Annotated in this window: 25 protein-coding genes, 1 tRNA gene and 1 pseudogene; 10 read left to right on the forward strand and 17 right to left on the reverse strand. The window is 39.3% G+C overall.

The genetic code is table 11. The annotated features are described in order from the left end of the window. Positions 1-296: 296 nt before the first annotated feature. On the reverse strand, positions 297-1415 hold the full coding sequence (locus tag JGE69_RS06865; RefSeq protein ID WP_032055410.1) for an OmpW/AlkL family protein: 1119 nt from the start codon (positions 1413-1415) through the stop codon (positions 297-299). Between the two features lie 203 nt (positions 1416-1618). Then, positions 1619-2446, reverse strand: a complete 828-nt coding sequence (gene map / locus JGE69_RS06870; protein WP_002118165.1) for a type I methionyl aminopeptidase — start codon at positions 2444-2446, stop codon at positions 1619-1621. 210 nt (positions 2447-2656) lie between these two features. Here map and rpsB point away from each other — a divergent pair, with 210 nt between their 5' ends. The 6 genes from rpsB to JGE69_RS06900 all read left to right on the forward strand — a co-directional run bounded on the left by rpsB (position 2657) and on the right by JGE69_RS06900 (position 7027). Beyond that, positions 2657-3409, forward strand: a complete 753-nt coding sequence (rpsB, locus tag JGE69_RS06875; RefSeq protein WP_002118204.1) for a 30S ribosomal protein S2 — start codon at positions 2657-2659, stop codon at positions 3407-3409. Positions 3410-3546: 137 nt separating this feature from the next. Continuing rightward, positions 3547-4422, forward strand: coding sequence for a translation elongation factor Ts (tsf, locus tag JGE69_RS06880; RefSeq protein ID WP_002118238.1), 876 nt, complete (start codon positions 3547-3549; stop codon positions 4420-4422). 65 nt (positions 4423-4487) lie between these two features. After that, positions 4488-4973, forward strand: a complete 486-nt coding sequence (locus tag JGE69_RS06885) for a DUF3465 domain-containing protein (protein ID WP_119685357.1) — start codon at positions 4488-4490, stop codon at positions 4971-4973. A gap of 105 nt (positions 4974-5078) precedes the next feature. After that, complete coding sequence (locus tag JGE69_RS06890) at positions 5079-5903, forward strand: helix-turn-helix transcriptional regulator (RefSeq protein WP_005068210.1); 825 nt, start codon at positions 5079-5081, stop codon at positions 5901-5903. Between the two features lie 88 nt (positions 5904-5991). After that, positions 5992-6705 (forward strand): AzlC family ABC transporter permease, encoded by a 714-nt coding sequence (locus JGE69_RS06895; RefSeq protein WP_126644840.1) that lies wholly within the window; start codon positions 5992-5994, stop codon positions 6703-6705. A 4-nt stretch (positions 6706-6709) separates the two neighbouring features. Next, a complete protein-coding gene (locus JGE69_RS06900) occupies positions 6710-7027 on the forward strand; it encodes an AzlD domain-containing protein (protein WP_032062822.1) in 318 nt (105 codons plus the stop codon). 43 nt (positions 7028-7070) lie between these two features. Here JGE69_RS06900 and JGE69_RS06905 read toward each other — a convergent pair whose 3' ends face one another. The 11 genes from JGE69_RS06905 to JGE69_RS06955 form a co-directional block, all read right to left on the reverse strand. Then, on the reverse strand, positions 7071-7520 hold the full coding sequence (locus JGE69_RS06905; RefSeq protein WP_126644842.1) for a DUF962 domain-containing protein: 450 nt from the start codon (positions 7518-7520) through the stop codon (positions 7071-7073). A gap of 573 nt (positions 7521-8093) precedes the next feature. Then, on the reverse strand, positions 8094-8705 hold the full coding sequence (locus JGE69_RS06910; protein WP_002118141.1) for a septal ring lytic transglycosylase RlpA family protein: 612 nt from the start codon (positions 8703-8705) through the stop codon (positions 8094-8096). Positions 8706-8994: 289 nt separating this feature from the next. Continuing rightward, entirely contained in the window at positions 8995-9996 is a 1002-nt protein-coding gene (gene mltB / locus JGE69_RS06915; RefSeq protein ID WP_005068218.1) for a lytic murein transglycosylase B, read from the reverse strand. 19 nt (positions 9997-10015) lie between these two features. After that, positions 10016-11158 (reverse strand): rod shape-determining protein RodA, encoded by a 1143-nt coding sequence (gene rodA, locus JGE69_RS06920; RefSeq protein ID WP_005068220.1) that lies wholly within the window; start codon positions 11156-11158, stop codon positions 10016-10018. Positions 11159-11284: 126 nt separating this feature from the next. After that, positions 11285-11935 carry a hypothetical protein gene (locus JGE69_RS06925; protein ID WP_002118229.1) on the reverse strand — a complete coding sequence of 217 codons (651 nt, stop codon included), beginning with the start codon at positions 11933-11935 and terminating at the stop codon, positions 11285-11287. A gap of 23 nt (positions 11936-11958) precedes the next feature. Further along, a complete protein-coding gene (gene queF / locus JGE69_RS06930; protein WP_017386539.1) occupies positions 11959-12771 on the reverse strand; it encodes an NADPH-dependent 7-cyano-7-deazaguanine reductase QueF in 813 nt (270 codons plus the stop codon). Continuing rightward, on the reverse strand, positions 12768-13541 hold the full coding sequence (locus JGE69_RS06935) for an ABC transporter permease (RefSeq protein ID WP_163119705.1): 774 nt from the start codon (positions 13539-13541) through the stop codon (positions 12768-12770). The genes queF and JGE69_RS06935 overlap by 4 nt, the downstream gene beginning before the upstream one ends. Further along, positions 13538-14473, reverse strand: coding sequence for an ABC transporter ATP-binding protein (locus tag JGE69_RS06940; RefSeq protein ID WP_002118101.1), 936 nt, complete (start codon positions 14471-14473; stop codon positions 13538-13540). Before JGE69_RS06940 ends, JGE69_RS06935 begins: the two co-directional genes overlap by 4 nt. 117 nt (positions 14474-14590) lie before the next feature. Beyond that, positions 14591-14667: transfer RNA gene (locus tag JGE69_RS06945), tRNA-Arg, on the reverse strand. A gap of 102 nt (positions 14668-14769) precedes the next feature. Next, positions 14770-15399 (reverse strand): hypothetical protein, encoded by a 630-nt coding sequence (locus JGE69_RS06950; RefSeq protein WP_130172350.1) that lies wholly within the window; start codon positions 15397-15399, stop codon positions 14770-14772. A gap of 141 nt (positions 15400-15540) precedes the next feature. Beyond that, the gene (locus tag JGE69_RS06955) at positions 15541-16227 is read right to left on the reverse strand and encodes a putative quorum-sensing-regulated virulence factor (RefSeq protein ID WP_069123715.1); all 687 of its coding nucleotides are present in this window, start codon (positions 16225-16227) and stop codon (positions 15541-15543) included. Between the two features lie 118 nt (positions 16228-16345). Between JGE69_RS06955 and JGE69_RS06960 the strand changes: the two are divergent. Then, positions 16346-16489, forward strand: a pseudogene (locus JGE69_RS06960) (alpha/beta hydrolase); the annotation flags it as partial. A gap of 32 nt (positions 16490-16521) precedes the next feature. Here the strand turns inward: JGE69_RS06960 and JGE69_RS06965 are convergent. Then, positions 16522-16674: a hypothetical protein gene (locus JGE69_RS06965; protein WP_170248660.1), complete on the reverse strand. Its 153-nt coding sequence runs from the start codon at positions 16672-16674 to the stop codon at positions 16522-16524. Positions 16675-16734: 60 nt separating this feature from the next. Here JGE69_RS06965 and glyA point away from each other — a divergent pair, with 60 nt between their 5' ends. Further along, a complete protein-coding gene (gene glyA / locus JGE69_RS06970) occupies positions 16735-17988 on the forward strand; it encodes a serine hydroxymethyltransferase (RefSeq protein WP_014207236.1) in 1254 nt (417 codons plus the stop codon). 46 nt (positions 17989-18034) lie between these two features. Here glyA and JGE69_RS06975 read toward each other — a convergent pair whose 3' ends face one another. The 3 genes from JGE69_RS06975 to adeF are packed head-to-tail and all read right to left on the reverse strand — an operon-like array spanning position 18035 to position 23914. After that, a complete protein-coding gene (locus JGE69_RS06975; protein WP_199112991.1) occupies positions 18035-19495 on the reverse strand; it encodes an efflux transporter outer membrane subunit in 1461 nt (486 codons plus the stop codon). Between the two features lie 12 nt (positions 19496-19507). Further along, a complete protein-coding gene (gene adeG / locus JGE69_RS06980) occupies positions 19508-22687 on the reverse strand; it encodes a multidrug efflux RND transporter permease subunit AdeG (protein ID WP_199112989.1) in 3180 nt (1059 codons plus the stop codon). Between the two features lie 6 nt (positions 22688-22693). Then, a complete protein-coding gene (gene adeF, locus JGE69_RS06985) occupies positions 22694-23914 on the reverse strand; it encodes a multidrug efflux RND transporter periplasmic adaptor subunit AdeF (protein WP_199112987.1) in 1221 nt (406 codons plus the stop codon). Positions 23915-24114: 200 nt separating this feature from the next. Between adeF and adeL the strand changes: the two genes are divergently transcribed. Both adeL and JGE69_RS06995 read left to right on the forward strand, forming a co-directional pair. Then, the gene (adeL, locus tag JGE69_RS06990) at positions 24115-25146 is read left to right on the forward strand and encodes a multidrug efflux transcriptional repressor AdeL (protein WP_199112985.1); all 1032 of its coding nucleotides are present in this window, start codon (positions 24115-24117) and stop codon (positions 25144-25146) included. Positions 25147-25321: 175 nt separating this feature from the next. Then, complete coding sequence (locus JGE69_RS06995; RefSeq protein WP_005068246.1) at positions 25322-26107, forward strand: ABC transporter substrate-binding protein; 786 nt, start codon at positions 25322-25324, stop codon at positions 26105-26107. Positions 26108-26165: the final 58 nt, after the last annotated feature.

Here is a 26165-nt window from a genome sequence, read left to right on the forward strand (position 1 = left end):
TCATCGTTGACTCATCATGCTGTAAATAAAGCAAGGGTCGTGCCAAAAAATTATTTTTACTAAAAAGGAAAAATTACTTTCTAATTCTATTGGGTTAGTTTATTAAAAATAAAATTAATTAAAAAACAGAAATAAATCAGTAAATGCTCATAAGAGAGGAAGGCGGTAAATTTTTTCTATTGGCTTTATAAAAGTGCTCATTTTTTTAGCATTTTGATTTAAAAAGAAGCAAAATTTGGAAAAAAGAAAGCTATAAAAACGTGCATAAGTCTTTATAGCTTTGGGTGACACAAAAATTAGAAGCGATAACCGACACCAACATATGTAATGAGTGGGTCAATATCAATTTTGGTATTCGCTTTAATTAGCTCTTTACCTGTATTTTGGTCAGTCACATAGATTTTTGCTTCACTATTCATTTTGGAGTATGAAACTGAACCAACAGCAAACCAGTTTGGGTTGAAGTCATAAGATGCACCTAAAGTTACAATAGGGGCAAAAGTATCGGTCGCTTCTAGTTTAACGATAGGATTTGCTGATGATGTTTTGCGATCTAATGCTGCACCAGCTTTACCATCATGGATATTCTGGATCATGTGACCCGCTTGAATTAAATCGGCCTCAATACCGGGATTCATTTTTAAATCATTAAAGTATGCATACATCACGCCAGCTCCGATATAAGGACGGAACTTATTTACCCCTGATTTACCAAATTGATAATGTAATTCAACGGCTGGTAACCATGCACGAGCAGTCGCAGCCTTGCCTCCCTGAGAAAGATCAGTAATATGCAGGTCTTGTTTTAAAGGAATATCTCCACCCGCCTCGGAAATTCCATCTCCTATGATTCCTCCTATTAAAGATCCGTCTTTTAGAGGGGTCGCTTTTCCAGAAAGGGGAGCATAAATATTACCTTTTCCATTAATATCTACTTTAGGAGGAATACCACCTTTAATTTCTAAAGATAAATTGTCCGTAAAGTTGTAATTAAACATAAGACCAACAGTATCAACATCAGCAGCTTCTAAGCCAGAACCTTGTTGTTGCCATTGAGAAAGACCATTAACTTCTGCTGTACCTGCAAGTGATGAGGGAAGAGTGTCTGTAAACTTATCAAGAAGGCTAATAGTGCTATACCAGAATTTTCCTGAAGTTTTACTTTGGTCGATTGCATCTAAAACGGCTTTTGTAGATACATCTCCAACTTTAGATGTTGTACCTTCTGCAACGCTAGTATTGATATTGACAGGGTTTCCTGAGCCTTGAGGCATAGCATGGAGCCAACCAGCAGAGACAGAAAAACGTTTGAAGCCATCGCCATCTTTAAAACTAAAATATGGTGAAGCGGCATAAGTGAATGTTGGCAGAGCAAAAAAGGCAGCTGTCATACAAAATAATGACTTTTTCATCATAAAAGGACTCCATGTCCGACATTTGTTTACTGATTTTTATTGAGCCCACCATACCCTGTTTTATTGAATAGATTGTGTATTAAAAATTAATAATTGTAATTTTTTTGAAATATTTGTTTATATTTGGAAAGATTTATTAATAAAAAGTACATAATAAATAATAAAAGGCTACACAAAGTAGCCTTTTATTTAAGTTTTTTAAATTATTGGTTGAAGCGAGATAAGTCTTCTTCTGGACGAGCAGTTAAGACTTCAATGCCTGTTTGGGTAACTAAAATAGTATGTTCATATTGAGCTGAAAGTTTATGGTCTTTCGTTACGACAGTCCATTTGTCACCTAACAATTTAGTTTGCCATACGCCAGCATTTACCATAGGTTCAATTGTAAAAGTCATACCTGCTTCCAGACGCATACCTGTACCAGCTTGACCATAATGGAGTACTTGAGGTTCATCATGGAAAACAGTTCCAATACCGTGACCACAATATTCGCGTACTACACTAAAACGTTCTGATTCGACATACTTTTGGATTGCATGGCCGATATCACCTAAATATGAACCATCTCTAACAGTTGCCATCCCACGATACATCGCTTCTTGAGCAACTTTGCATAGACGGTTGGCTAAAATAGAAGTTTCACCACCAACGACATACATCATGTTGGTATCGCCGTGATAACCATCTTTAATGACAGTAACGTCAATATTAAGGATGTCACCATTTTTTAAAATTTTATTTTCAGAGGGAATACCATGACAGACAACATGGTTAACCGAAGTACAAATAGAGTGTTGAAAAGCAGGGCGCCCAGGAGCTCCACCATAGCCTACACATGCAGGAATAGCATGTTGCACATTTTCAATGTGATTACGACAAATGGTATCAAGTTCAAGTGTACTTACACCTGCCTTAATATGGGGCTTGATCATCTCTAGAACTTCAGCCGCCAGTCGTCCTGCAATGCGCATTTTTTCAATTTCATCTGGAGTTTTGATTAATCGACGTGGAGCTGTATAAGTACTGTTCATGATCTCTAAAAACTTTTGGTAATTTACAAGCGTCTATGGTATAAATAGCCGCCCATTTTATCAAATGCTTTTCGTGAATATCTTTTACGAACAATTTTGATAGATGGAGTAAAAAATCCGCACATATATCGTCACATTACTCTGGGTGCCCGTAAAAAGGTGGAGAATGCGGATATATGGAGGCCTAACCCAACTTTTAAGGTAAAGAAAATGGCAGATTACAACGTAAGCATGCGCGACCTTCTTCAAGCAGGTGCGCACTTTGGTCACCAAACTCGTTTCTGGAACCCAAAAATGCGTCAATACATTTTTGGCGCGCGCAACAAAATTCACATCATCAACCTTGAGCACACTGTTCCTGCGTTAAATGATGCTTTGAACTTCGCTAACCAATTAGCAAGCAAAAAGAACAAAGTTTTGTTCGTTGGTACAAAACGTGCTGCTTCTAACATCATCCGTGAACAAGCTCAACGCGCTGGTCAACCATATGTAGATCACCGTTGGTTAGGTGGTATGTTGACGAACTGGAAAACACTTCGCCAATCTATCAACCGTTTAAAAGATCTTCAAACTCAATCTCAAGATGGTACTTTTGCTAAGCTTACTAAACGTGAAGCTTTAGAACGTGCTCGTGAGATGGAAAAACTTGAGCGCTCTTTAGGCGGCGTTAAAAACATGGGTGGTTTACCTGACGCATTATTTGTAATCGACGTTGATCACGAAGCGATTGCAATCAAAGAAGCTAAGAACTTAGGTATTCCTGTTATCGGTATCGTTGATACAAACTCTAACCCAGACAACGTTGATTACGTTATTCCTGGTAACGACGATGCGATCCGTGCAGTAACTCTATATGCTTCAGCTATGGCTGACGCAATTCTTGCTGGTAAAGAATACGCTCAATCTCAAGCGAACGCTCAAGCAAAAGGCGATGACGCTGCGAAAGACGCTTCTGAGGCTTAATGCGTTTTGACGCAGGCTTGTCATTTTTGCGACATGTAATGGTGGCAAATTAAGCGTCGAGAGTGCAAACGGCCCAGAGTTTCTTTGGGCCGTTTTTGTTGAAAAGATTTATTTTCTACCGATTTTAGGAGATCAACATGACTGCAATTACTGCAAGCATGGTAAAAGAATTACGTGACCGTACTGGTCTTGCAATGATGGAATGCAAAAAAGCATTAACAGAAGCGAACGGTGACATCGAGCTTGCTATTGATAACCTTCGTAAATCTGGTCAAGCTAAAGCTGCTAAAAAAGCTGGTAACATTGCTGCTGACGGTGCAATCACAATCGTTCAAGAAGGCAACAAAGCAATTTTAGTTGAAGTTAACTGTCAAACTGACTTCGTTGCTAAAGACGAAAACTTCTCTAACTTCTCAAAAGCTGTTGCTACTGCTGCTTTAGCTGCTGGTGAAACTGATGCTGCTAAAATCGCTGAATTAAAATTAGCAGACGGTCAATCAGTTGAAGAAGCTCGTATTGCACTTGTTCAAAAAATCGGTGAAAACATCCAAGTTCGTCGCGCGAAAATCGTTGAAGGCGAAAACTTGGCTATCTACAAACACGGTTTAAAAATCGGTGTTGTAGTTTCTTATACTGGTGATGCTGATACTGGTAAAGGTATTGCAATGCACGTTGCTGCATTCAACCCAGTAGCTGTAAATGCTGAAGCTGTTCCTGCTGACCTTATCGCTAAAGAAAAAGAAATTGCTGAAGCGAAAGCGTTAGAATCTGGTAAGCCAGCTAACATCGTTGAGAAAATGGTAACTGGTTCAGTTGATAAATACTTGAACGAAGTTGCTCTTGATCGTCAAATGTATGTAATCGACAACGACAAGAAAGTTGCTGATGTATTAAAAGCAACTGGTACTACTGTTGCTGAATTCGTACGTTTCGAAGTTGGTGAAGGTATTGAGAAGAAAGCAGAACTTAGCTTCGCTGAAGAAGTTGCTGCTGCTCAAGCTGCTGCGAAGTAATTCGTATCACAATAAAAAAAGCCCCATTGGGGCTTTTTTTATCTCAGTTAAAATAAGGGTATACAATGACAAATAAAAAAAATCTCAGTATTGCTGGTGTGATTATTTTATTGATTGCTGCGTATTTTGGTCTAGATTTATCTGGGCATAAGCAAAGTCAATCACCATCATCAACTATACCCGCAGCTCAGCGTAATGAAACTACATTTTTAAATAATGGGGTGGACACTGTAAAAGCTGCTTACGAGCAGAGACAAAGTAATGTTCAAGTGCAGGGAAGTGGTCGAGTCAAAGCAATTTTAAGAGATGATAATGATGGGTCAAGACACCAGAAATTCATTCTGGTATTAAAAAATGGTCTTTCAATTTTGGTTGCACATAATATCGATTTGGCACCTAAAATTTCTAATCTAAATAAAGGTGACATCGTTGAGTTTTATGGCGAATATGAATACAACCCAAAAGGTGGTGTACTACATTGGACTCATCACGATCCACAAGGTCGTCATGAGGGTGGATGGCTTAAACATGACGGACATATCTATCAATAAAGCTCACGTGAACGTTTAATCAGATTATTTTCATAGAGCAATTTTGTTCTATTCAGTTTGTTAAAACGTGCTATGGTTTTTTTATTGAATAGATGAGACGTATTTATGCAGCGGGAGCAAGCCGATTATCTGCATGTGCGAGAGTTGGGCGGTTTAGAGTTATTAAAAGCACATTATCACCAAACACAATTTTCAAAGCATACTCATGAAGGGTACTGTATTGGTGTGATTGAAGAGGGAGCACAGTCTTTTTTTAGGACGGGACAGCTGCATGTAGCTCCTAAAGGCGACATTATTTTAGTAAACGCTGACGAAATTCATACCGGTTCATCTGCGGTAGAGTCAGGGTGGCGTTATCGAGCGATCTATCCAACACCTGAAATGTTAGCAGAAGTTAGCCAAGATTTTTTTGAAAATCCACATGGAGCACCATGGTTTCCTCAAGCCGTGATTCGCGACCTAGGTTTGGCTCAACAGCTTTGCTTACTTTTTGATTTATTAGAACAAAAAGATAATTTCCTACTCAAAGAAACGATGTATTTAACAACGTTAGCTTGTCTTATGAAGAGACATGGTAAATCAAATCATACTTTTTGTGAGTTACCAGAAGCATATTCAAAAATATTAAGAGTTAAAGAATTGCTCGTAGAAATGCCTGAAACAAACTTTTCTTTACAAGATTTGGCTGACATGGTCGGCTTGAGCGCTTGGCATTTCTTAAGGCAATTTAAAAAATATGTAGGTCTGCCACCTCACGCTTGGCTTGTACAAGCACGTTTACAAAAAGCAAGACAGTTATTAAAACAGGGGGACCAAATTGCCATGGTGGCACAACAATGTGGTTTTTCTGACCAAAGCCATTTTAACCGTCACTTTAAAAAAGCAATGGGCGTCACACCCACTCAATATGTAGCAAGTTTGAACATATAAATAAATTAGTTTTAAAGCAATTTTATCCAATATAAGTCGGCACTCATCAAGCATGGTATAGAGATGTTTCTTATATTGGATTTTATATATGAATATTCAGCTTAATCAGCCAGTTGGGTTTTCAAAAAATAAGCCATCCTATTTATTTTTACGTGGTGCAATGGATATTTTGCCCTTGTCAATTTCTGTTATTCCGTGGGCAATCTTAGCGGGATCTATGGCAATTCATGCAGGATTATCTTTTTATAAAGCACTAGCAATGTCTGGACTCGTCTTTGCTGGAGCTGCTCAGTTGGTTAGCTTAAGCATGGCTATGGAAGGTGCATCTGTTTTTACAATTTATTTGACTATTTTCTTTTTAACGGCTCAGCATTTTATTTATGCATTAACTTTAAGAAATGACATTTCTATTTTGACCCTACCGAAACGATTGAGTTTAGGCTTTTTATTAACAGATGAATTGTTTGCGGTGAGTGCTCCATTGGAAAAAAGAAGTTCGGAATATCTGTTGGGAGCAGGACTGTGTTTTTATTTATTTTGGGTTGCTTTTAGTTTGGTGGGAATACTGCTGGCGACAGTGATACCTGATCTTTTAAATTACCATTTGGATTTTTCGATCGTTGCTATTTTTATTGCCATGATTGTGCCGTTATGTAAAGGATTTCCGGTCATAGTTGGTGTGCTAACAACTTGTATAAGTGGGTTTTTATTTAAATTTTATCAAATTGAGGGTGCGATTTTACTTTCAGGATTAATGGGAATGTTAATTGCTGTTTTAACTGAAAAAATAGGTAAGGAGTAATAATATGTCTTGGTTTATGATTTTAGGCTTGGCAGCAATCGTCTTTTTTAATCGCTATTATTTTTTAGAACCTCAAGTAAAAATTAAACTGCCGCTTATTCTGAATAAGATGCTTAACTATTCTGCACCTTGTTTGTTAACTGCAATTTGTATTCCAGTTATTTTTTTCGATGGTAATCATTTAAGAGGCGTGATAAATAATCCTTATATTTATGCAGCAATCTTTTGTATTGTAATCGCTATGTACCTAAAAAAAGTTCTTTTAAGTGTGATAGCAAGTTTAGGGGTTTTTTATTTTATAAATTTTCTAATAAATTACTAACATGCAAAAGCTGAATCGAAAGGATTCAGCTTTAAGTTAATCTTTAAGGAAGAGCTTGTTTTTGTCTGCTTTTCCATTTAGGTAAGATTTTTGAGAGATAAGCATCCATACACCAAACTGGTCCAATTAGTAGGAATTGTAAATCTTTAAAGAACGAGGGCTTTTTGCCTTCGACTTTATGTCCGTAAAATTGTCCAACCCAAGCAATCACAAAAATAGCGATATAAAACCCGACTCCTACAGGTAGGGTATAAATGAGCCATGCCATAACAACAAGTAAAGCAGCCATTGCCACAGCAAGTACAAGATCTAAACGTGCATAAAATACTAAGGTCAACACAAGTAATAAAGCAGTAAGCAATGTGCTGAAATGTGCAATGATTCCAATAATAGAAAATAAAATGGCGGGAACGCAAAGCCAGTGAATTTGTTTATTGGTTGGATTTTGATGACTTTCGCTATATTCATCAAACCATTCAGTAATGGATTTCATTAGTAGCACACTCCTTGTTTTAACTTTGATTTATTTTTTGTGAGTATATTTTAGCCTGTTCTTGAGGATCTCGACAAGAAACTAACACTATTCAACTATAGGGAGCGTTGTATTAAAAAAACTAAGAAAGGGCAAATGAAAAAATAATGTGACTGTAGTTGAAAAGGTGGACAATTCGACCACAAGAATGGGGCGATTTTTCATAATATTTTTTCTGTGTTGCTAGATGATGAAATCATCTAAAAAAGCGTAATTTTGAGATTGATGGGAAAATTGTATGAAAAAGCTCTACTCATCTACTCTAAAAACGCCATAAATAGCCTTTATTTTGGAAAAATGGTACTAGGGTAGCGCAAATTTAAAAAAGACGCTCTAAACGCAAATTAGACGTAAAATTAACTGGTATTAAATAAACATAGTTTTTTGTTTAAAAAACATTCAAATTCAGAGCTGGATAAGGGTCAAAAAAAGAGGATTTTTTAACTTTACGTTAGGAATTATTTTGATAACTTAAAATATAAAAAAGCCGCAGAAAAAATTGCGGCTTTTTACATGAACTCGAGAGGCTATAACTTATGAAGTTGGGCCATCAACACGCTCAATATTTACTTTAGCTGTACCAGCATTGGTAATACCAAGACGTTTAGCTGCACCGTATGATAGGTCAAGTACACGGTTGCCATGGAAAGGACCACGGTCATTTACTTTTACAACCACACTTTTACCATTGTCTTTATTCGTTACTCGAATGTAACAGTTCAACGGTAGGCTACGGTGAGCAGCAGTTAAAGCATTCATGTCGAATGTTTCACCACTTGCAGTTTTACGACCATGGAATTGGCGGCCATACCAAGATGCCATACCAGTTTGGCTAAACTTACGAACAGTGTTTGAAGCTACTGTGTTAAGTTTTTCAATCACTGAAGGCTCATCTTCAGGGATTTCAATTTTTGCTGCGATAGCTTGACGACGGATTTGATCGCCAGAACGTTCAGTGATTGAAAGACTGTTAATGTTAGAAAAACGAGAATTAAAGTTTTGAGTATCTTTACTCAATACACGTGCTGCTAGATTAGGACCATCTACATCACTGTTTAATGATGATGACTGCACCATTTCAGCGTGCAGTGGGGCCATACTTAAACTAGCCGTCAGTGCAAGAACGTATTTCAGCGATAACTGCATTTGTATAAACTCCTGAGAACATGTACTTTTTCTTTCAGCCATTGACTGAAATTTAAAGTGAACATGCCTTATTATTCACTTTTGCAATTGCTATATTGGGGTGGATAATATTCATCGGTTACGGAGAGTGTCTAGTCTTTAACGAGAAATCTTTACAAAAAGGGCAAAAACTTACAGTTTTAGGATAAAAAATAATCAATAATGTAACAAGTTATTAAAAATGTATGTATTGTGATCTATTTAACAAAAATATTTATTGACTTTTACATAAAGCATAAAAAAAGCTAGCCTATCGGCTAGCTACTTCGGTGCCTAATAACCATACAGCTGTAGCGTACATGCGGCTCTTGTTATAAGTCGTAATCACTTGAAAATTCGGGTAAGTTAAATAGTAAATTGGTCCATTATAGTCTTGTAATTGAATAACATTCACCATATCGAGATCATCAATTTTAACTAAAGGATTCAATGGAGAAATACCGAGTGTCTTTAATGCACCATATGGGAAAGGTTGCGTTAAATCTTTAGCAATAATACTTTCTGGATTTGACCCAGTGTAACGAGCCATAAACCCGATCGGTTGATCGCGTTGCCAACCTTGTTTTGCTAAGTAGTTTGCAATTGATCCAATAGCATCTTCTGCTGAGTTTCTTAAGTCGATATGTCCATTACCGTCATAATCCACCCCATATTTACTAATATTGCTTGGCATAAATTGTGGATAGCCAATCGCACCTGCATAGGAACCTACAATACTATTTGTTGGGTAGCCTTCTTTATAAGTCCATGCAATAAGAGCAGCTAGCTCATCACCAAAATATTCAGCACGGCGAGGGTAGCCAAAAGCAAGGGTAGCTAAAGCATCACGTGTAATAAAAGAACCTTTATTTGCGCCATAACCTGTTTCAACGCCCAAAATACCTAAAATGACAGCTTGAGATACGCCATATTGTTGTTCTGCGCGATTTAACGCATCTGCATATTGATTTTTAAAACGGACACCACGTTGAATTGTGCCTTCAACCAAGAACATAGAACGATAATCATACCAAGGTTTACTTTCACCTGGACGAGTCATAATATTTAGAATGTTTGGTAAATTTTTTGCGCCACTCATAGCTGCATCAACTTGATCGCTACTTAAACCATAAGCATTCATCGTTTTTTGTTTAAAATTTAAATAATCAGGATGTGTTGCAAAATCGTTGGCCTGAGCGAAATGACTTGTACTGATTAAGCCAGTACACAAAGCGAGCATTTTTAAAGTTTTATTTAAGTGTTGAGACAACATATCGTTTTAAAATTCCAGATTATCGATGTGTATGAATGGACATGACTAAACCAAAGGTGGCCATTAAAGTAATAATAGCTGTTCCGCCATAACTCATAAAAGGTAAAGGAACACCTACTACAGGTAAAATACCACTGACCATTCCCGCATTTACAAATACATAAACAAAAAAAGACAAACCAAAGGCGCCAGCAACTAAACGTCCATAGTTATGGAAGCTTTGTAAACCGATCTGGAATGTTCTAAAAATAATGGCAAAATAAAGAATTACTAAAATAAGTACACCGATGAGTCCAAATTCTTCGGAATATGCAGCAATAATAAAGTCAGTATGTCCTTCGGGTAAAAAGTGTAAATGTGATTGGGTACCTTCAAGGAAGCCTTTACCTGAAAAACCACCAGAACCAATTGCAGTTTTAGATTGAATAATATTCCAACCCGTACCGAGTGCGTCTGCCTCGGGGTCAAGTAAAGTTAAAACCCTTTGGCGTTGATAGTCGTGTAAAAGAAATTCCCACGCAATTGGAATTACAATTGCTGCACATGCGGCAGCTGCACCAATCATCCGCCATGATAGCCCACTTAAAAATAAGACAAATATACCGCTTGCTAATACTAAAAGTGATGTGCCTAAATCAGGTTGTTCTGCAATCAGTAAAAAGGGAATACCAATTAACATTAATGATAAAACAACTTGTGAAAAACTAGGGGGAAGAGGTTTTCGTGCTAAAAACCATGCAATCATCATCGGCATGCCGATTTTCATGAACTCACTGGGTTGGACACTTCCGAAACCTGGAATATCAATCCAGCGCTGAGCACCCATTCGGACTTCACCGAATACCATAACTGCCACAAGCGAAAATAGGCCAAACAAATAAAAGTAGGGGGAAAACGCTTGATAGACCTTAGGCGGAATTTGGGCTAGACCAAACATTACTAAAAAGCCAATACCAAAACTCATGGCTTGTTTACTGACCAATCCTACATCCTGTGCTGAAGCACTATATAGTACGGTTAAACCTAATAGCGCATTTAACAGCAAAAATAGACATAACCACGGGTCAATGTGGAGTTGTTGCCACCTTGATGGTTGCATAGCGGTGCTAAGACCATCTCGAGGAGCTTGGCGTAAAAACTTATATTGTGGGCTAGGAGACATGCGGCGTTAACTAGGTCAATCAGTGCTTGGCGCATGCTAACATAAACCTGATTAATGGCAATGTATATCAATATTTTGCAATAAAAAAACCTAGCTCTCGCTAGGTTTCCGATAGGCTATTTCTTATTAGTTAAAGAATAGACTTTCGTGATATTCAGCCATCGCTTTTAGTTCAGTGCGATTTAAGCTAGGGATGAGTTTGTCGATCGCAATATGAACTGCTTTTGTTACAGCTGCCGCACCAATATCAGCTGCTTTACGCTTGATCATGCCAAGGTCTAATGTCTTATTAAAATCAGACATAAAATGTTTAACCATAGCATCTCCAAACTGTTTATACAGTTCAGCCAATGCAGCTTTATTGATATCGTTACCCGCTTTAAGCTCAGTGAAGTTATGCTGAAGATTAGTCACTAAACTAGGATCTAGAGTTACACCTACTTTATATTGACCTTGTGGATCTTTAAATAAGCTTTTTTCAGAGAACTCTACCGACTGTTTAACAACATCGTTTGGCGCTTTGCTTAACAATTGTTTTAAAAGAACAGCGACTGTTGATTTGACATAGCCTGCGAGTTTTTCGGCAGTATCGCGCTTTTCACTTGCAGGGAAGTGCTGAACTAACTGAATTAAGACATTATCAATAATCTCTTCATTAAGTTGTAAAGCAATCTTATCGCGAAGTGGATATAAAGGCTCACTAGAATTTTTGTTTGCAATTCCAGTTTGTATATCGTTCAATAAGCCTTCAGAAGGGGTAAAACCAAAAAACGGCATGGTGTATCCTCAAATTATTCGTTTTATTGTCGTGCCAATCGAATCGGTTTTGGCATCCATGAAAGATCCGATACTCGGCAAGGGTTAATATCAAGTCCGCCGCGACGAGTATAAGTTGCATAAACCATCAGCTTTTCAGGCTGCAAATTTTGCCAAATATCCGCAAAAATCTGCTCGACACATTGTTCGTGAAAGCCGTTATGCTGACGGTACGAGATAATATAAGCTAAAACACTACGATAACAAGGTTTTTTGCCCTTAAAACGGATAAAAACTGTACCCCAATCTGGTTGTCCCGTGACTGGGCAGTTACTTCTTAAAAGATGAGAATACAGTTCAATTTCGACTTCTTCATCAGACGCATCTCGTTTTAAAAGAGTCGCATCTGGATGTTGCTCTAAACGCTCTGGATCTAAGTCATCAATACAAATGCCTTGAGGTTTAGAAATGTCTAAATCATCTACTTGAAATAACGTTAACTCAACTTTTGCACCTGCCGCAGCAGATAGATCTTTTTCAACCGTTTCAATAAATGACTGTTTAGAGTCAAACTGAGTGAAGTTAAGGCTATTGAAGTAAAGTTTTAATGACTTTGATTCAATCAAATTTGGTGAAGAAGCTGGCAGTGTAATTCTGCCAATAGCAACTTGCGGGATAGCATGAGCGTTTAACCATGAAATTTCAAAAACATGCCACCAATCTTTACCTTGCGTAATACCTTCAATATGCGAGTAGGCTTCACGAGACTGAGCACGAGCAATTGGAAATAAAACATCAGGTTGATAGTTAGTTGGATATTGAGTTTCTTTACCCAATAAAGACTGTTCGACACTCATTCACGCATTCCTGAACCACGAGCAAGTAAATAGTAAGCAATTCCGTAAAGTACAACACAGCATAATGTCACAATGATTAAAGAGAACGTAACATTCACGTCACTATGACCTAAAATGCCGAAACGGAAAGCATTAACCATGTACACAATAGGATTAATTAAAGAAAGTTTTTGCCAAAAAGGGCCAAGCGCACTAATGGCATAGAAGACACCACCTAAATAGGTTAAAGGTGTAAGGACAAAGGTGGGAATAATAGAAATATCATCAAATGATTTTGCATAAACTGCATTAATAAAACCACCTAATGAGAAAAGAACTGAGGTAATTAAGACTGTATATATAGTTACGAACCAGTTATGTATAAAAAGGTCTGTAAAGAACATACTCATTGTCGTCACAATTGCCCCGACCAATACACCACGGCAAATACCACCAATGACATAGCCCCACAAAATAATATGGAGTGGTACGGGACTCATAATCAGTTCTTCAATACTTTTTTGGAATTTTACACTAAAGAAACTTGAAGATACGTTAGCATAGCTGTTGGTAATAACAGCCATCATGATGAGGCCGGGCACAATAAACTGCATATAGCTCACGCCACCCATTTGTCCAATGCGAGATCCCACCAAATTACCGAAAATGACAAAGTATAAACTCATCGTAATCGCAGGTGGTAATAGGGTTTGTGGCCAAATACGTAGAAAACGGCGTACTTCTTTACGAACTAGAGTCCAGAGGGCAATTTGCAGTTGGTTAAAATTCATTTTGCCTCTCCTTCAAGATTTTTCTCGACCATTTTGACGAATAGCTCTTCTAGACGGTTCGATTTGTTACGCATACTACGAACACGAATGCCTTGTGACTCTAAAAGTTGGAATAAGTCATTTAATGTATGTGCCTTATCCATTGTCACTTCTAAAGTGCTGCTATCAATTAAGTTGAACTTCACACCAATAATATTTAACTGGAGTGGGGCAATTGGTTCTGCCAAATCGAAAATAAAAGATTCTTCACTCAACTGGTTTAAGAAACTTTTCATGCTGGTATCTTCTTTAATGACACCGCGGTCAATGATGGCAATTTGACGACATAACATTTCTGCTTCTTCGAGATAATGTGTAGTCAAAATAATAGAAGTACCGCTTTCGTTCATTTCGGTCAGAAAATCCCACATAGAACGGCGTAACTCAATATCTACACCTGCGGTAGGCTCATCTAAAATAAGAAGTTTAGGCTCATGCATCATGGCACGTGCAATCATGAGGCGGCGTTTCATACCACCAGATAACATGCGTGCTTGTATATTACGCTTTTCCCATAGGCCTAGTTTTTCTAAATAATGTTCAGCGCGTTTTTCTGCAATCTTTTTATGTATGCCGTAATAGCCAGCTTGGGTGACTAAAATATCGAATGCTTTTTCAAACTGTCCAAAGTTAAATTCTTGAGGGACGACACCAAGTTGTTGTTTTGCCAAGGATGGATGAGTGTCGAGATTATGTCCAAAAATCTCAACTGTTCCTTCGGTTTTTTTCGTGAGGGAACTGATAATACCAATGGTTGTTGATTTGCCGGCACCATTTGGGCCTAACAACGCATAAAATTCACCTTCAGGCACAGTGAGGTTAATACCTTTTAACGCCTGAAAACCATTACGATATGTTTTGGACAAATCTCTTAAAACCAAAGCATCAGTCATGAAATTCTCACATTATGAAAGAGGGGTATATTTTGAGCGATAATGATTAATAAACCAAGTAAAATAGTCGGAATTTTATAAAATTGAGATAAGTTTATGAAGTTATTATATATAAACTGGTGCGCCCGGCGGGGATCGAACCCACGACCCCAGGCTTCGGAAACCTGTACTCTATCCAACTGAGCTACGAGCGCACATGTGTGGGCCACATCATAGGAAAAAAACACCAATAGGTAAAGCACGAAATAGGTAACAAGTGAGTTTAATGCTTAATTAAACAGCAGCTTGTTGCTTTTTTAGATGCGTTGTTGAATAAGTTGAATTGAATAATTAATAGAATGAAGCGTATATGCTAGTTCATGAGGCGGAATACGCGACTCCTGTAAGCTGGTAATCCATTGCATTTGGCACATTTTAAGCTCTTGAAGCGTTTTTATTTGTTCTATTTTTTGAATAAGCGGTTTTGCCATAAGCCCACAATATTGACTCAAGCTTTGCTTCATCAAATGTTGTATTTCTTCAAAAGAGAGTGTTTGAACTGGAACTGGTGGCTGGGTAATTTCAGTATGTGAAAGTTGAAAAGATGATGATTGAGTAACCTGAATTTCACTAACTGTATCATCACTTTTATTATCATCTATAGTGCTTTTTTGATGAGCTTCTATTGTAGTTACAGGTGATTGTGGGAAAGATATTTGTTCATTTAATTCTGAAGAATTTTCGCTAGAAGAAGCAATAAGTTTTAAGTCGATGAGCTGTTGAATAAGCTCTGGAGATGCAATACGTTTTTTAAATTCACTATTTAAATTTTGAAAATCTTCGTGATCTATTAATAGTAGTAAACGTCTTTGTTTTGCATTTAAACTAATGTTACGTTGTTGAAGCGCGACTCTTCCCAAATTGGTTCGATAAAAACCAGCCATCATTTTTCCCCAAATAAAAAAATCAGACTGTTCAATTTTCTCAGTTGAACAGTACTGTTTTTAATAAAATATAAATGGGGTTAACCATAAAACTCAAAAATGACAATATGATGAAGAATTGATGAATATCATCTATTTAAGACTTTAAAATGCGCCTTCTAATGCTTTACGTAAATACACATCCAGTTCATCTTGGCGTAATAACCATTGAATATAGTCTTTAGGAAGTTCAGCAATTGCTGTGCCTTTATGCTTACCAAAATTAATAGTCGTAGGGATGCGTGCTTCTTCAGAAACTCGGTAAAGCTCTTCAATGTCCTGAATATTTAAATGATAGACAATATGCATCAAAATATTAGCGGTCAAAATAATATCCGCATCGGCTCGGTGCGCGCCTTTGAGCAATTCTCGAGCTTTACTGCTGCCTTGAGAAATCATATAGATGAGTGCTGAAATATTATGTGCTTCTGCTTCAGGCCAAGTTTTGCGTGCTAAAGCTAGTGTACAAATCGGTTTGATATGAGAAACATCCACACCACAACGAGCAATCGCAGCAATATCGTAATCAATATTGTGACCAATAATATAAGTTGTAGTTTCTGGCAATTTAAAGTTTCTATAGTGGGGTTGGTTTTCTAAATCTGATTCTAATATATGGTGTACTGCCATAGCCGCGAAAGAGATAGGTGCACCAACCTGATAAAGTTGATCAAACAATTTGCTCTTATCTAAAGTCAGCTTACCCTCGTTAATTTCAATTGGGGCATACGCAATTTCAATAGGCAAACCATTTAGCGTATGTGTTTCTGTATCTAAAATAATGGTTTGCATAACTGGCCCTTTAAACAATCACGAGTAATCAAGAATGTTAACAGTTGGCTACCCACTTTAAAACATTTTCTAAGGACAGAATTAGATTAAAGTAGGCTACTAGATATTTGGTTGGAAAACAGTTTTATTGATATCTAATGCCACTGTCGTAGGCACTAAAATTAATAGTTATGTGACGAGTAACTGGGACCATGGCACGGTGATGAGCAGTAATGTAGATAATATTGTTGGAAATGTTCAGACCTTACTATCAGCTCAATAGAGTCATTGATATTTAAAAACTTTTTAATATTGTTATAAGCTAAAATTAACGATGAAGACATTTAAAATATAAGCTTTAGACGAGCTTTTTATTTGATTTATAAACAATGGCTCATTTTTTATAAAACTTGAGCCATTTTTATTTAAAACTGAGCTAACTTCATTCTGTTTAATTATAAAGTTCATGCTACAATATGCCGCAATCTTAGCACGGCTTAAAAGCCCTAATTTATAGGACCCCCGCTAATGTTTGCCAATATTTCCATTTCTGAATTTGATCCAGAATTAGCTCAAGCAATTGCTTCTGAAGGTGAGCGTCAAGAAGCACATATCGAGTTAATTGCATCTGAAAACTATTGCTCTCCTGCTGTGATGGAAGCGCAAGGATCAAAACTTACGAACAAATATGCAGAAGGTTATCCAGGCAAACGCTATTATGGCGGTTGCGAGTATGTGGATATTATCGAGCAAATGGCGATTGATCGTGCTAAAGAACTTTTTGGTGCAGATTACGCAAACGTTCAACCACACGCTGGTTCACAAGCTAACTCTGCTGTTTATTTAGCGCTTCTTAACCCAGGTGATACTGTTTTAGGTATGAGCTTGGCTCACGGTGGTCACTTGACTCACGGTGCAAAAGTAAGCTTCTCTGGTAAAACTTATAATGCAGTTCAATACGGTCTAAACGCTGAAACTGGCGAGATCGATTACGAAGAAGTTGAACGTTTAGCATTAGAGCACAAGCCACGTATGATCGTTGCTGGTTTCTCTGCTTATAGCCGTGTTGTAGATTGGCAACGTTTCCGCGACATCGCGGACAAAGTTGGTGCTTACCTTTTTGTTGATATGGCTCATGTTGCAGGTCTTGTTGCTGCTGGCGTATATCCAAACCCAGTTCAAATTGCTGACGTAACAACAACGACGACTCATAAAACACTTCGTGGTCCACGTTCTGGTTTAATCCTTGCGAAAGCGAATGAAGAAATTGAGAAAAAACTTCAATCAGCTGTATTCCCTGGTAACCAAGGTGGTCCATTAATGCATGCGATTGCTGCTAAAGCAATCTGCTTCAAAGAAGCTATGTCTGATGACTTCAAAGCTTACCAACAACAAGTTGTGAAAAATGCTCAAGCTATGGCTGAAGTATTCATCGCTCGTGGTTATGATGTTGTTTCTGGCGGTACAGACAACCACTTATTCTTGTTATCTTTAATCAAACAAGACGTAACTGGTAAAGATGCAGATGCTTGGTTAGGTGCTGCTCACATTACTGTGAACAAAAACTCAGTTCCAAATGATCCACGTTCTCCATTCGTGACTTCTGGTATCCGTATCGGTACTCCAGCAGTAACAACTCGTGGTTTTGGTGAAGCGGAAGTTCGTGAACTTGCTGGTTGGATCGCTGACGTGATTGACAGCAAAGGTGACGAAAAAGTTATTGCTGAAGTAAAAGCGAAAGTTGAAGCGCTTTGTGCAAAATTCCCTGTATACGCACAATAAGTTGTAAATATAAAAAAAGCGCCATATGGCGCTTTTTTATATCACGTTAATTAGTTGAAACAGCCTGCCATCCACCCCCTAATGCGCGGATTAAATCTACACTAGCCATCATTCTACTGCCGTTTAGCTGTGCAGAAAGTTGCTCTTGTTGCAAAATAGTCCGATCTGAGTCAATCACATCAAGATAGCTAATCGCACCTTCTCGATAACGTAAATGAGACAATTGATTTGCATGACGAGAAGAAGAGAGTGCTTGGCTTTGAGCCTGAATTTGCTGATCAAGAATTCTTTGATCTGATAAACCATTTTCAACTTCGCGAAATGCATTCAATACAGTTTGGCGATAGTTTGCAACGCTTTCTTCATAGGCAGCTCGTGCTTGAGCAATTCCAGCCTTACGTTGCCCGCCGTCAAATAATGGCAAAGACAAAATAGTACCTGCCACAGGACCAAGCAAGAATGTACGGCCCGACCATTTACCCAACTCACCTAAACTTGATGATTCATAACCGAGGGCACCTGTTAGGTCCAGTTTTGGGAAGAAAGCAGCACGTGCAATTCCAATACGCGCATTATCTGCTGCCATAGCACGCTCGGCAGCCGCAATGTCAGGTCGTCTTTCAAGTAAAGCCGAAGGTAAACCTGCTGGAAGACGAATACTGTTTGCAGTTGAAGGTTGAACTGCCAAGCTAAACTCAGCTGGTGTTTTGCCTAATAATACTGCAAGTGCATGCTCTGCATTAGCTCTGTTACGAGCAATATTTAATGCGTTCGTTTGTGCTGTAGCTAGTTCAGTCTGTGCGCGAGAAACATCTAATTCACTGACTAAACCATTTCTAAAACGTGTTTGAACTAAGTCGCGTGTCTCGCCAAGTAACTTAATAGTACGATTATAAATTGCTTGTTCAGCATCAAGCTGACGAATGAGAAAGTAGCCTTGGGCAACATCTGCTTGTAAAGCTAAAAGCGCCGATTGATATAGAGCTTCTTGTTGCTGTACATCAGCTGTTGCTGCATTGACACTACTGGCGATACGCCCAAATAAATCGAGTTCATATGAAACATTCGCTTGAGCACGCCATAAGGTCTGTGCAGACGTATGAGCATTGTCATCTAGACCCAATGAAGCGGGAGAAGGTTTTTGCCGAGTTGGACCAAAGCCAGCACTAATACTTGGCAAGCGTTCAGCTTGTGCTGCTGAACGTAATGCGCGGGAAGCTTGAATATTAGCAGCTGCGGCTTTTAGACTTTGGTTGCCGGCAATCGCTTGTTGTTCTAGCTCATTTAATTGAACATCATTAAAAACACGCCACCATTCACCTCGAACCTGCTGATCGGCAGGTTGGGCAATTTTCCAGTTATTATCCTCGAGTTTAGGGTCAGACTCTTTAAATTTAACGGGAACTATGACCTTTGCAGGTTGATATTCCGGAGCCAAAGAGCAGCCTGCAAGCAGCAGGCTTCCCATGAGTGAGGACAATAATAAGCTTTGTTTTGCTGTAGCCATCAAATGTCCTCCTTAATGATCATGTGGGGTAGATAATGGCGCTTCATGAACTGCTGCCGAATGTAATTTATGTTTGCTGTTCAGTGTACGAATCAGGACATAAAAGGCAGGGGTCAGGAACAAACCAAACAGCGTTACACCAATCATGCCGAAGAACACTGCAATACCCATGGCATGACGCATTTCAGAACCTGCACCAGTTGAAGTAACCAGTGGTACAACACCCATAATGAATGCAATAGAAGTCATTAAAATTGGGCGTAAACGTAGACGACTTGCTTCAACAGCAGCTTTAAAGGCAGTTGCACCTTGCATTTCAAGTTCTCGTGCAAACTCAACAATTAAGATGGCATTTTTACAGGCCAGCCCGACCAGTACCATCAAACCGATTTGGGTAAAGATGTTGTTATCTCCACCTGTCAGCCAGACACCTGTCAGAGCCGCCAAGATTCCCATTGGTACAATTAAAATTACAGCTAAAGGTAAAGTTAGACTTTCATATTGAGCAGCTAAAACTAAGAACACCAGTAAGACACTAATTGGGAATACCCAGAGTCCTGCATTACCAGCCAAGATTTTTTGGTAAGTTAAATCTGTCCATTCAAACTTGATACCACGTGGTAGAGTTTGAGCAGCAATACGTTCAACCGCCGCTTCTGCTTGGCTAGATGAATAACCTGATGCAGGGCCGCCGTTAATATCTGCTGAGGTATAGCCGTTATAACGAACGACCATTTCAGGACCATAGGTTTGAGTTACATTTACCAATGAAGATAACGGCACCATTTGTCCGGCACTGTTTCGGGTTTTAAGCTGCAAAATATCTTCAGGGTTAGCACGGAAAGGAGCATCTGCTTGTGCTCTAACCTGATAAACACGTCCAAAGCGGTTAAAGTCGTTAACGTACTGAGAGCCTAAATAAATCTGCATGGTGTTGAAAACATCTGTCACGGCAACACCTTGTTGCTTGGCTTTCACACGGTCCAGATCTACATTTAGTTGAGGTACGTTAATTTGATAACTTGAGAACATTGGACCAAGTTCAGGGGCTGCTTGTGCTGCTTTCATAAAGTTTTGTGCAGCATCATTCAAGGCTGAATAGCCTAAGGCACCTCGGTCTTCAAGTTGTAGTTTAAAGCCGCCCATGGTCCCTAAACCCATCACTGGTGGTGGTGGGAAAACTGCAATATATGCATCTTGAATAGCTGAATATTTCTGGTTAAGAGCACCAGCAATTGCATTTGCAGATAAGTCTTTAGCCTTACGTTCGTCGAATGGCTTTAAAGTCACAAAGACAATACCTGCGCTAGAGCTATTAGTGAAACCATTAATTGAGAGGCCAGGGAAGGCAACGGCACTTTCTACACCAGGCTGTTTAAGTGCAGTGTCACTCATTTTACGAATCACCGCTTCAGTACGATCTAATGAAGCGCCATTTGGTAGTTGAGCAAAGCTAATCAAGTATTGCTTGTCTTGAGCGGGCACGAAGCCACCTGGAACAATATAAGAAATTCCAACGGTTAAGCCTAACAGTGCTGCATAGACACCCATTGCTGATGCTTTATGGGAAATGACACGACTTACGCCTTTACCATAGTTGTCTGACGCACGTGTAAATACACGGTTAAACAATGCAAAGAAACGTCCGAATACACGGTTCATAATGCGTGTTAATGCATCAGGTTTAGCATCATGTCCTTTTAGTAACATGGCTGCCAAAGCAGGAGATAGGGTAAGGGAGTTAAATGCCGAAATGACCGTTGAAATGGCAATCGTCATGGCAAATTGTTTATAAAACTGCCCTGTTAAGCCTGTCATAAAGGCAAGAGGTACGAATACTGCAACGAGCGTTAAGGCAATCGCAATAATCGGTCCGCTCACTTCTCTCATGGCGCGATAAGTTGCATCTCTTGGGCTTAAACCTGCTTCAATATTCCTCTCGACATTTTCGACGACCACAATGGCATCATCGACCACAATGCCGATGGCAAGTACCATCCCGAACAGTGATAGCGCATTGATTGAGTAACCAAAAGCGAGCATGAGCGCGAATGTACCAATAATTGAAACCGGTACAGCAAGTAATGGAATGATTGAGGCACGCCATGTTTGCAAGAATAAAATAACAACCACAACAACTAGTGCAATTGCTTCAAGTAAGGTGTGAACTACTGCTTTAATACTGGCACGTACGAATTGAGTCGGGTCATAAACAATGTCGTATTTAATTGAAGATGGGAAATCTTTTGAAAGCTCCTTCATCGTGCTACGCACTTGATCGGAAACTTGTAAAGCATTAGCACCCGGAGCTTGGAAAATTGGAATCGCGACTGCTTGTTTATTATCGAGTAATGAACGTAAGCCATATTGTGAAGCTGCGAGTTCAACACGAGCAACATCACCCAATCGGGTAACCGCGCCGTCGGGTGCAGTTTTTAAAATGATATCTGCGAATTCTTGCTCAGTCGTTAAGCGGCCTTGAGCATTGACTGAAAGCTGTAAAGGTGAATTACTTGGTGATGCACCGATTGTACCCGCTGCAACCTGAATGTTTTGTTCACGGATTGCATTCACAATTTCGGTCGCGGTGAGGTTGCGCTGTGCTACTTTTTGCGGGTCGAGCCACACGCGCATCGCGTAGTCACCAGAACCAAATAATCCGACTTCACCTACACCTTGTAAGCGAGCCAAACGGTCTTTTACGTTCAATACTGCATAGTTACGTAAGTAGGTCATGTCATAGCGACTATCTGGTGAGGTCAGATGCACTACCATGGTTAAAGTCGGTGAGCTTTTTAAGGTAGTAACACCTAAACGCTGTACGTCTTCAGGTAAACGAGGCATGGCCTGAGACACACGGTTTTGAACCAGTTGTTGCGCTTTGTCTGGGTCGATACCAAGCTTAAAGTTCACTGTAATGGTTAAATTACCATCGCTGTTTGCTTGAGATTGCATATACAGCATGTCTTCGACGCCGTTGATTGATTCTTCAAGCGGAGAGGCAACGGTTTCAGCAATCACTTTAGGGTTTGCACCCGGATATTGAGCACGTACCACCACAGATGGCGGAACAACTTCAGGGTATTCAGAAATCGGTAATTGGAATACCGAAAGCAGACCGGCGAGTAAAATCAGTACTGATAACACACCAGCAAAGATCGGCCGATCAATAAAAAATTTAGAAATATTCATATGTGATTAACCTTTTGCCGGAGTTGATGTTTTATCTGTTGGCTGAGGTTGAGGAGGAGTACTGCTAGCAGTGATTTGTGCATTTGGCATCGGAACGAGGTGTGGCGTAACAGGGTCACCCGGACGAATTCGCTGTAAACCGTTCACCACAATACGATCACCCGCTTGTAGTCCGCTATTCACGATTTGCAAACCATCTTGTTGTGCACCAAGTTTTACTTCACGGTAGGCTGTCTGATTTTTAGCATCAACTACTACGACAAAGCGTTTATCTTGATCGACCCCAACTGCGGTTGGGCTAATCAGAATTGCTGAACGAGGCTGACCACCGCCTAAACGGATTCGTGCATATAAGCCCGGTAATAAAACACCGTTTGGGTTGTCAAAAGTCGCGCGAACACGAATCGTACCCGAGGTTGCATCTAGGTTATTGTCAATTGAGTTGATCGTACCTTCGCGAGAGAAACCAGTTTCATTGGCAAGTCCCATATAAACAGGAACTTGTGCTGAGTTGCGCTGATTACTGATATATTTCAGATAAGTTTGTTCATCAACATCGAAAGATGCATAGAGGCGGGAGACAGATACTAAACTTGTTAAGACTTGTGCACCGTTACCCGCAGAGACTACATTGCCGACTGTTACTTCGGCACGGGAAATTCGACCACTAACAGGTGCTGTAATACGGGTGTACTCAAGATTTAAACGGGCAGATTGAACGGCTGCTCTAGCGGCTTGTAGGTTGGCACTGGCTGAACGTGCATCATTTTGAGCTAAATCCAGTTCTTGACGTGAGACAGCATTACTTTGAATTAAACGTTGAATACGAGAAAGATTAGAACCCGTATAAGTGACCTGTGCTTCAGCTGAAGCGAGTTGAGCTTGAGCACGATTCAGTTCTGCCTCGAAAGGCCGTGGATCAATTGTAAAAAGTAAATCGCCTTTTTTTACGAGACTGCCATCTTTGAAGTGTACGGCAATAAGTTTGCCGGAAACTTGGGGGCGAATATCGACTTGATCAATTGCTTCTAAGCGACCGGAATATTCTTGCCAGTCTGTAATTGTTTTGCTGATAACATTAGAAATATCAACAGTTGCAGCTTGTTGGGCAGAGGTCGGTGCAGCTTTTGCATCGGCATTTTCATGTAAAAACATAAAACTGCCTCCTGTTGCTAAGAGGGCAACAAAGATGGCAGACAGTGCGAACTGTTTGCGGGAAAATGACATGAGGTGCTCCTAGTTATTTGGATACCTGTTTTCAGACTTTTAGTTTTGGTCCGTATGGGAGAAACAGGGTTTATGGGATGGACGGAGCATAAAAGTTTGTCAATCACGAATAAATATATTAAATTCGATAACACTATTCGTATTTTTATAACAATTGGTGCATTTGATTAAAAAATGCATTGATTGATAGGAGTGTGCGTGTGGATCTATTTCATGCCATGAAAGTATTTAACAAAGTTGTCGAAACAAATAGTTTCAGTTTAGCGGCTGACAGTTTAGGCCTACCGCGTGCTTCAGTGACTACAACCATTCAGGCTTTAGAGAAACATTTACAGGTTCGATTGCTTAATCGAACAACCCGCAAACTTAGTTTGACACCGGATGGTGCGGTTTATTATGAGCGTACTTCGCGAATTTTAGCGGATGTTTCTGATATTGAATCTTCCTTTCATGATGCAGAGCGGGGACCAAGAGGTCAGCTTCGTATTGATGTGCCTGTATCGATTGGACGTTTGATTTTAATTCCAAGGCTGCGCGATTTCCATGCACGCTATCCTGATATTGATTTAGTAATTGGCCTTAACGACCGACCTGTAGATTTGGTGGGAGAGGCCGTCGATTGTGCAATTCGGGTCGGTGAATTAAAAGATTCAAGCTTAATTGCGCGTCGTATTGGAACTTTCCAGTGTGCAACAGCTGCTTCGCCGATTTATTTAGAAAAATATGGCGAGCCCACTTCAATTGAAGATTTACAGAAAAATCATAAAGCGATTCACTTCTTTTCAAGCCGTACCGGACGCAACTTTGATTGGGACTTTGTGGTTGATGATTTAATTAAAAGTGTGTCAGTACTTGGACGTGTTTCTGTAAATGACGGTGATGCTTATATCGACTTAGCTTTGCAGGGTTTCGGTATAATTCAAGGCCCACGTTATATGCTCACCAACCATTTAGAATCGGGTTTGTTAAAAGAGGTATTGCCTCAGTGGACGCCGGCGCCAATGCCGATTTCAGCAGTTTATCTTCAAAATCGTCATTTATCGCTTAAAGTAAAAGTGTTTGTAGATTGGGTCGCCGAATTGTTTGCAGGTTGTCCATTGCTGAGTGGTTGCTCAATGTCCTTAGATCAAAAATGTGAATTTGCCTGTGATAAAGAAACTGGTCATGAATATACCATTCGTACTTTGGTCGAGCAGCATAATATTGCTGAAGCTTACACACTCAAAAACTAACTTAAAATTTGAGTGATTTTTCAACATTTAATCAGTTAATACAATCCATTGTTTAGACATCTTCATAAATCCTTAATTTACTGGTATAGAAATTGCAATTATTTCGGCAGAAGAGTAATTTAGAAATTGCTCAAGTTTTTATCACCTTATTAGGATTTTAAGGAGAAGCTTCAAGATGGCAAGCTTTATGAAAAAAATGTTCGTTTCAACAACCTTAGTTTTGGCTGCTGTTGCAACGAATGTTCAAGCAAAGGATTGGAAGGTGATTCGTTTTGGTACTGAGTCGTCTTATGCGCCGTTTGAATATAAAACACCAGATGGCAAGTTAACTGGTTTTGATGTGGATTTAGGTAATGCAATTTGTGCAAAACTAAAAGCCAAATGTGTTTGGGTTGAAAACTCTTTTGATGGGATGATTCCAGCCCTTAAAGCGAAAAAATTTGATGGCATTCTTTCATCAATGACAGTCACTGATGAGCGTGCAAAACAAATTGCATTTAGTAGCAAAATCTACAATACACCAACCCGTATGGTTGCAAAAAAAGGCTCACCTTTATTGCCTACCGCTGCCTCTTTGAAAGGTAAACGTGTCGGTGTACAACAGGGCACAATTCAAGAAACTTATGCTAAAACCTATTGGGCGCCAAAAGGTGTAACGGTTGTACCTTATCCAGTCCAAGATTTGATTTATCAAGACATGATGTCAGGTCGTCTGGATGCGACTTTACAAGATGCAATTATGGTTGACGGTGCTTTCTTAAAACAAGCAAAAGGCAAAAACTTCAGTTTTGCTGGTGGCAATGTGGTTGATGCAAAAACACTAGGTGTAGGTGCAGCTATTGGTTTACGCAAAGAAGATGCGGATTTAAAAGCCAATATTAATAAAGCGCTCGCTGCAATCATTGCAGATGGTACATACAAAAAACTCGAGAAAAAATATTTCTCCTTTAGCATTTACTAATGATGTGAAAAATGTCGGCTTAGTGCCGACATTTTTAAATCTATTCTCATCTCATCAA

The sequence above is a fragment of the Acinetobacter sp. C13 genome, assembly GCF_016809775.1.
Lineage (GTDB): Bacteria > Pseudomonadota > Gammaproteobacteria > Pseudomonadales > Moraxellaceae > Acinetobacter > Acinetobacter pittii.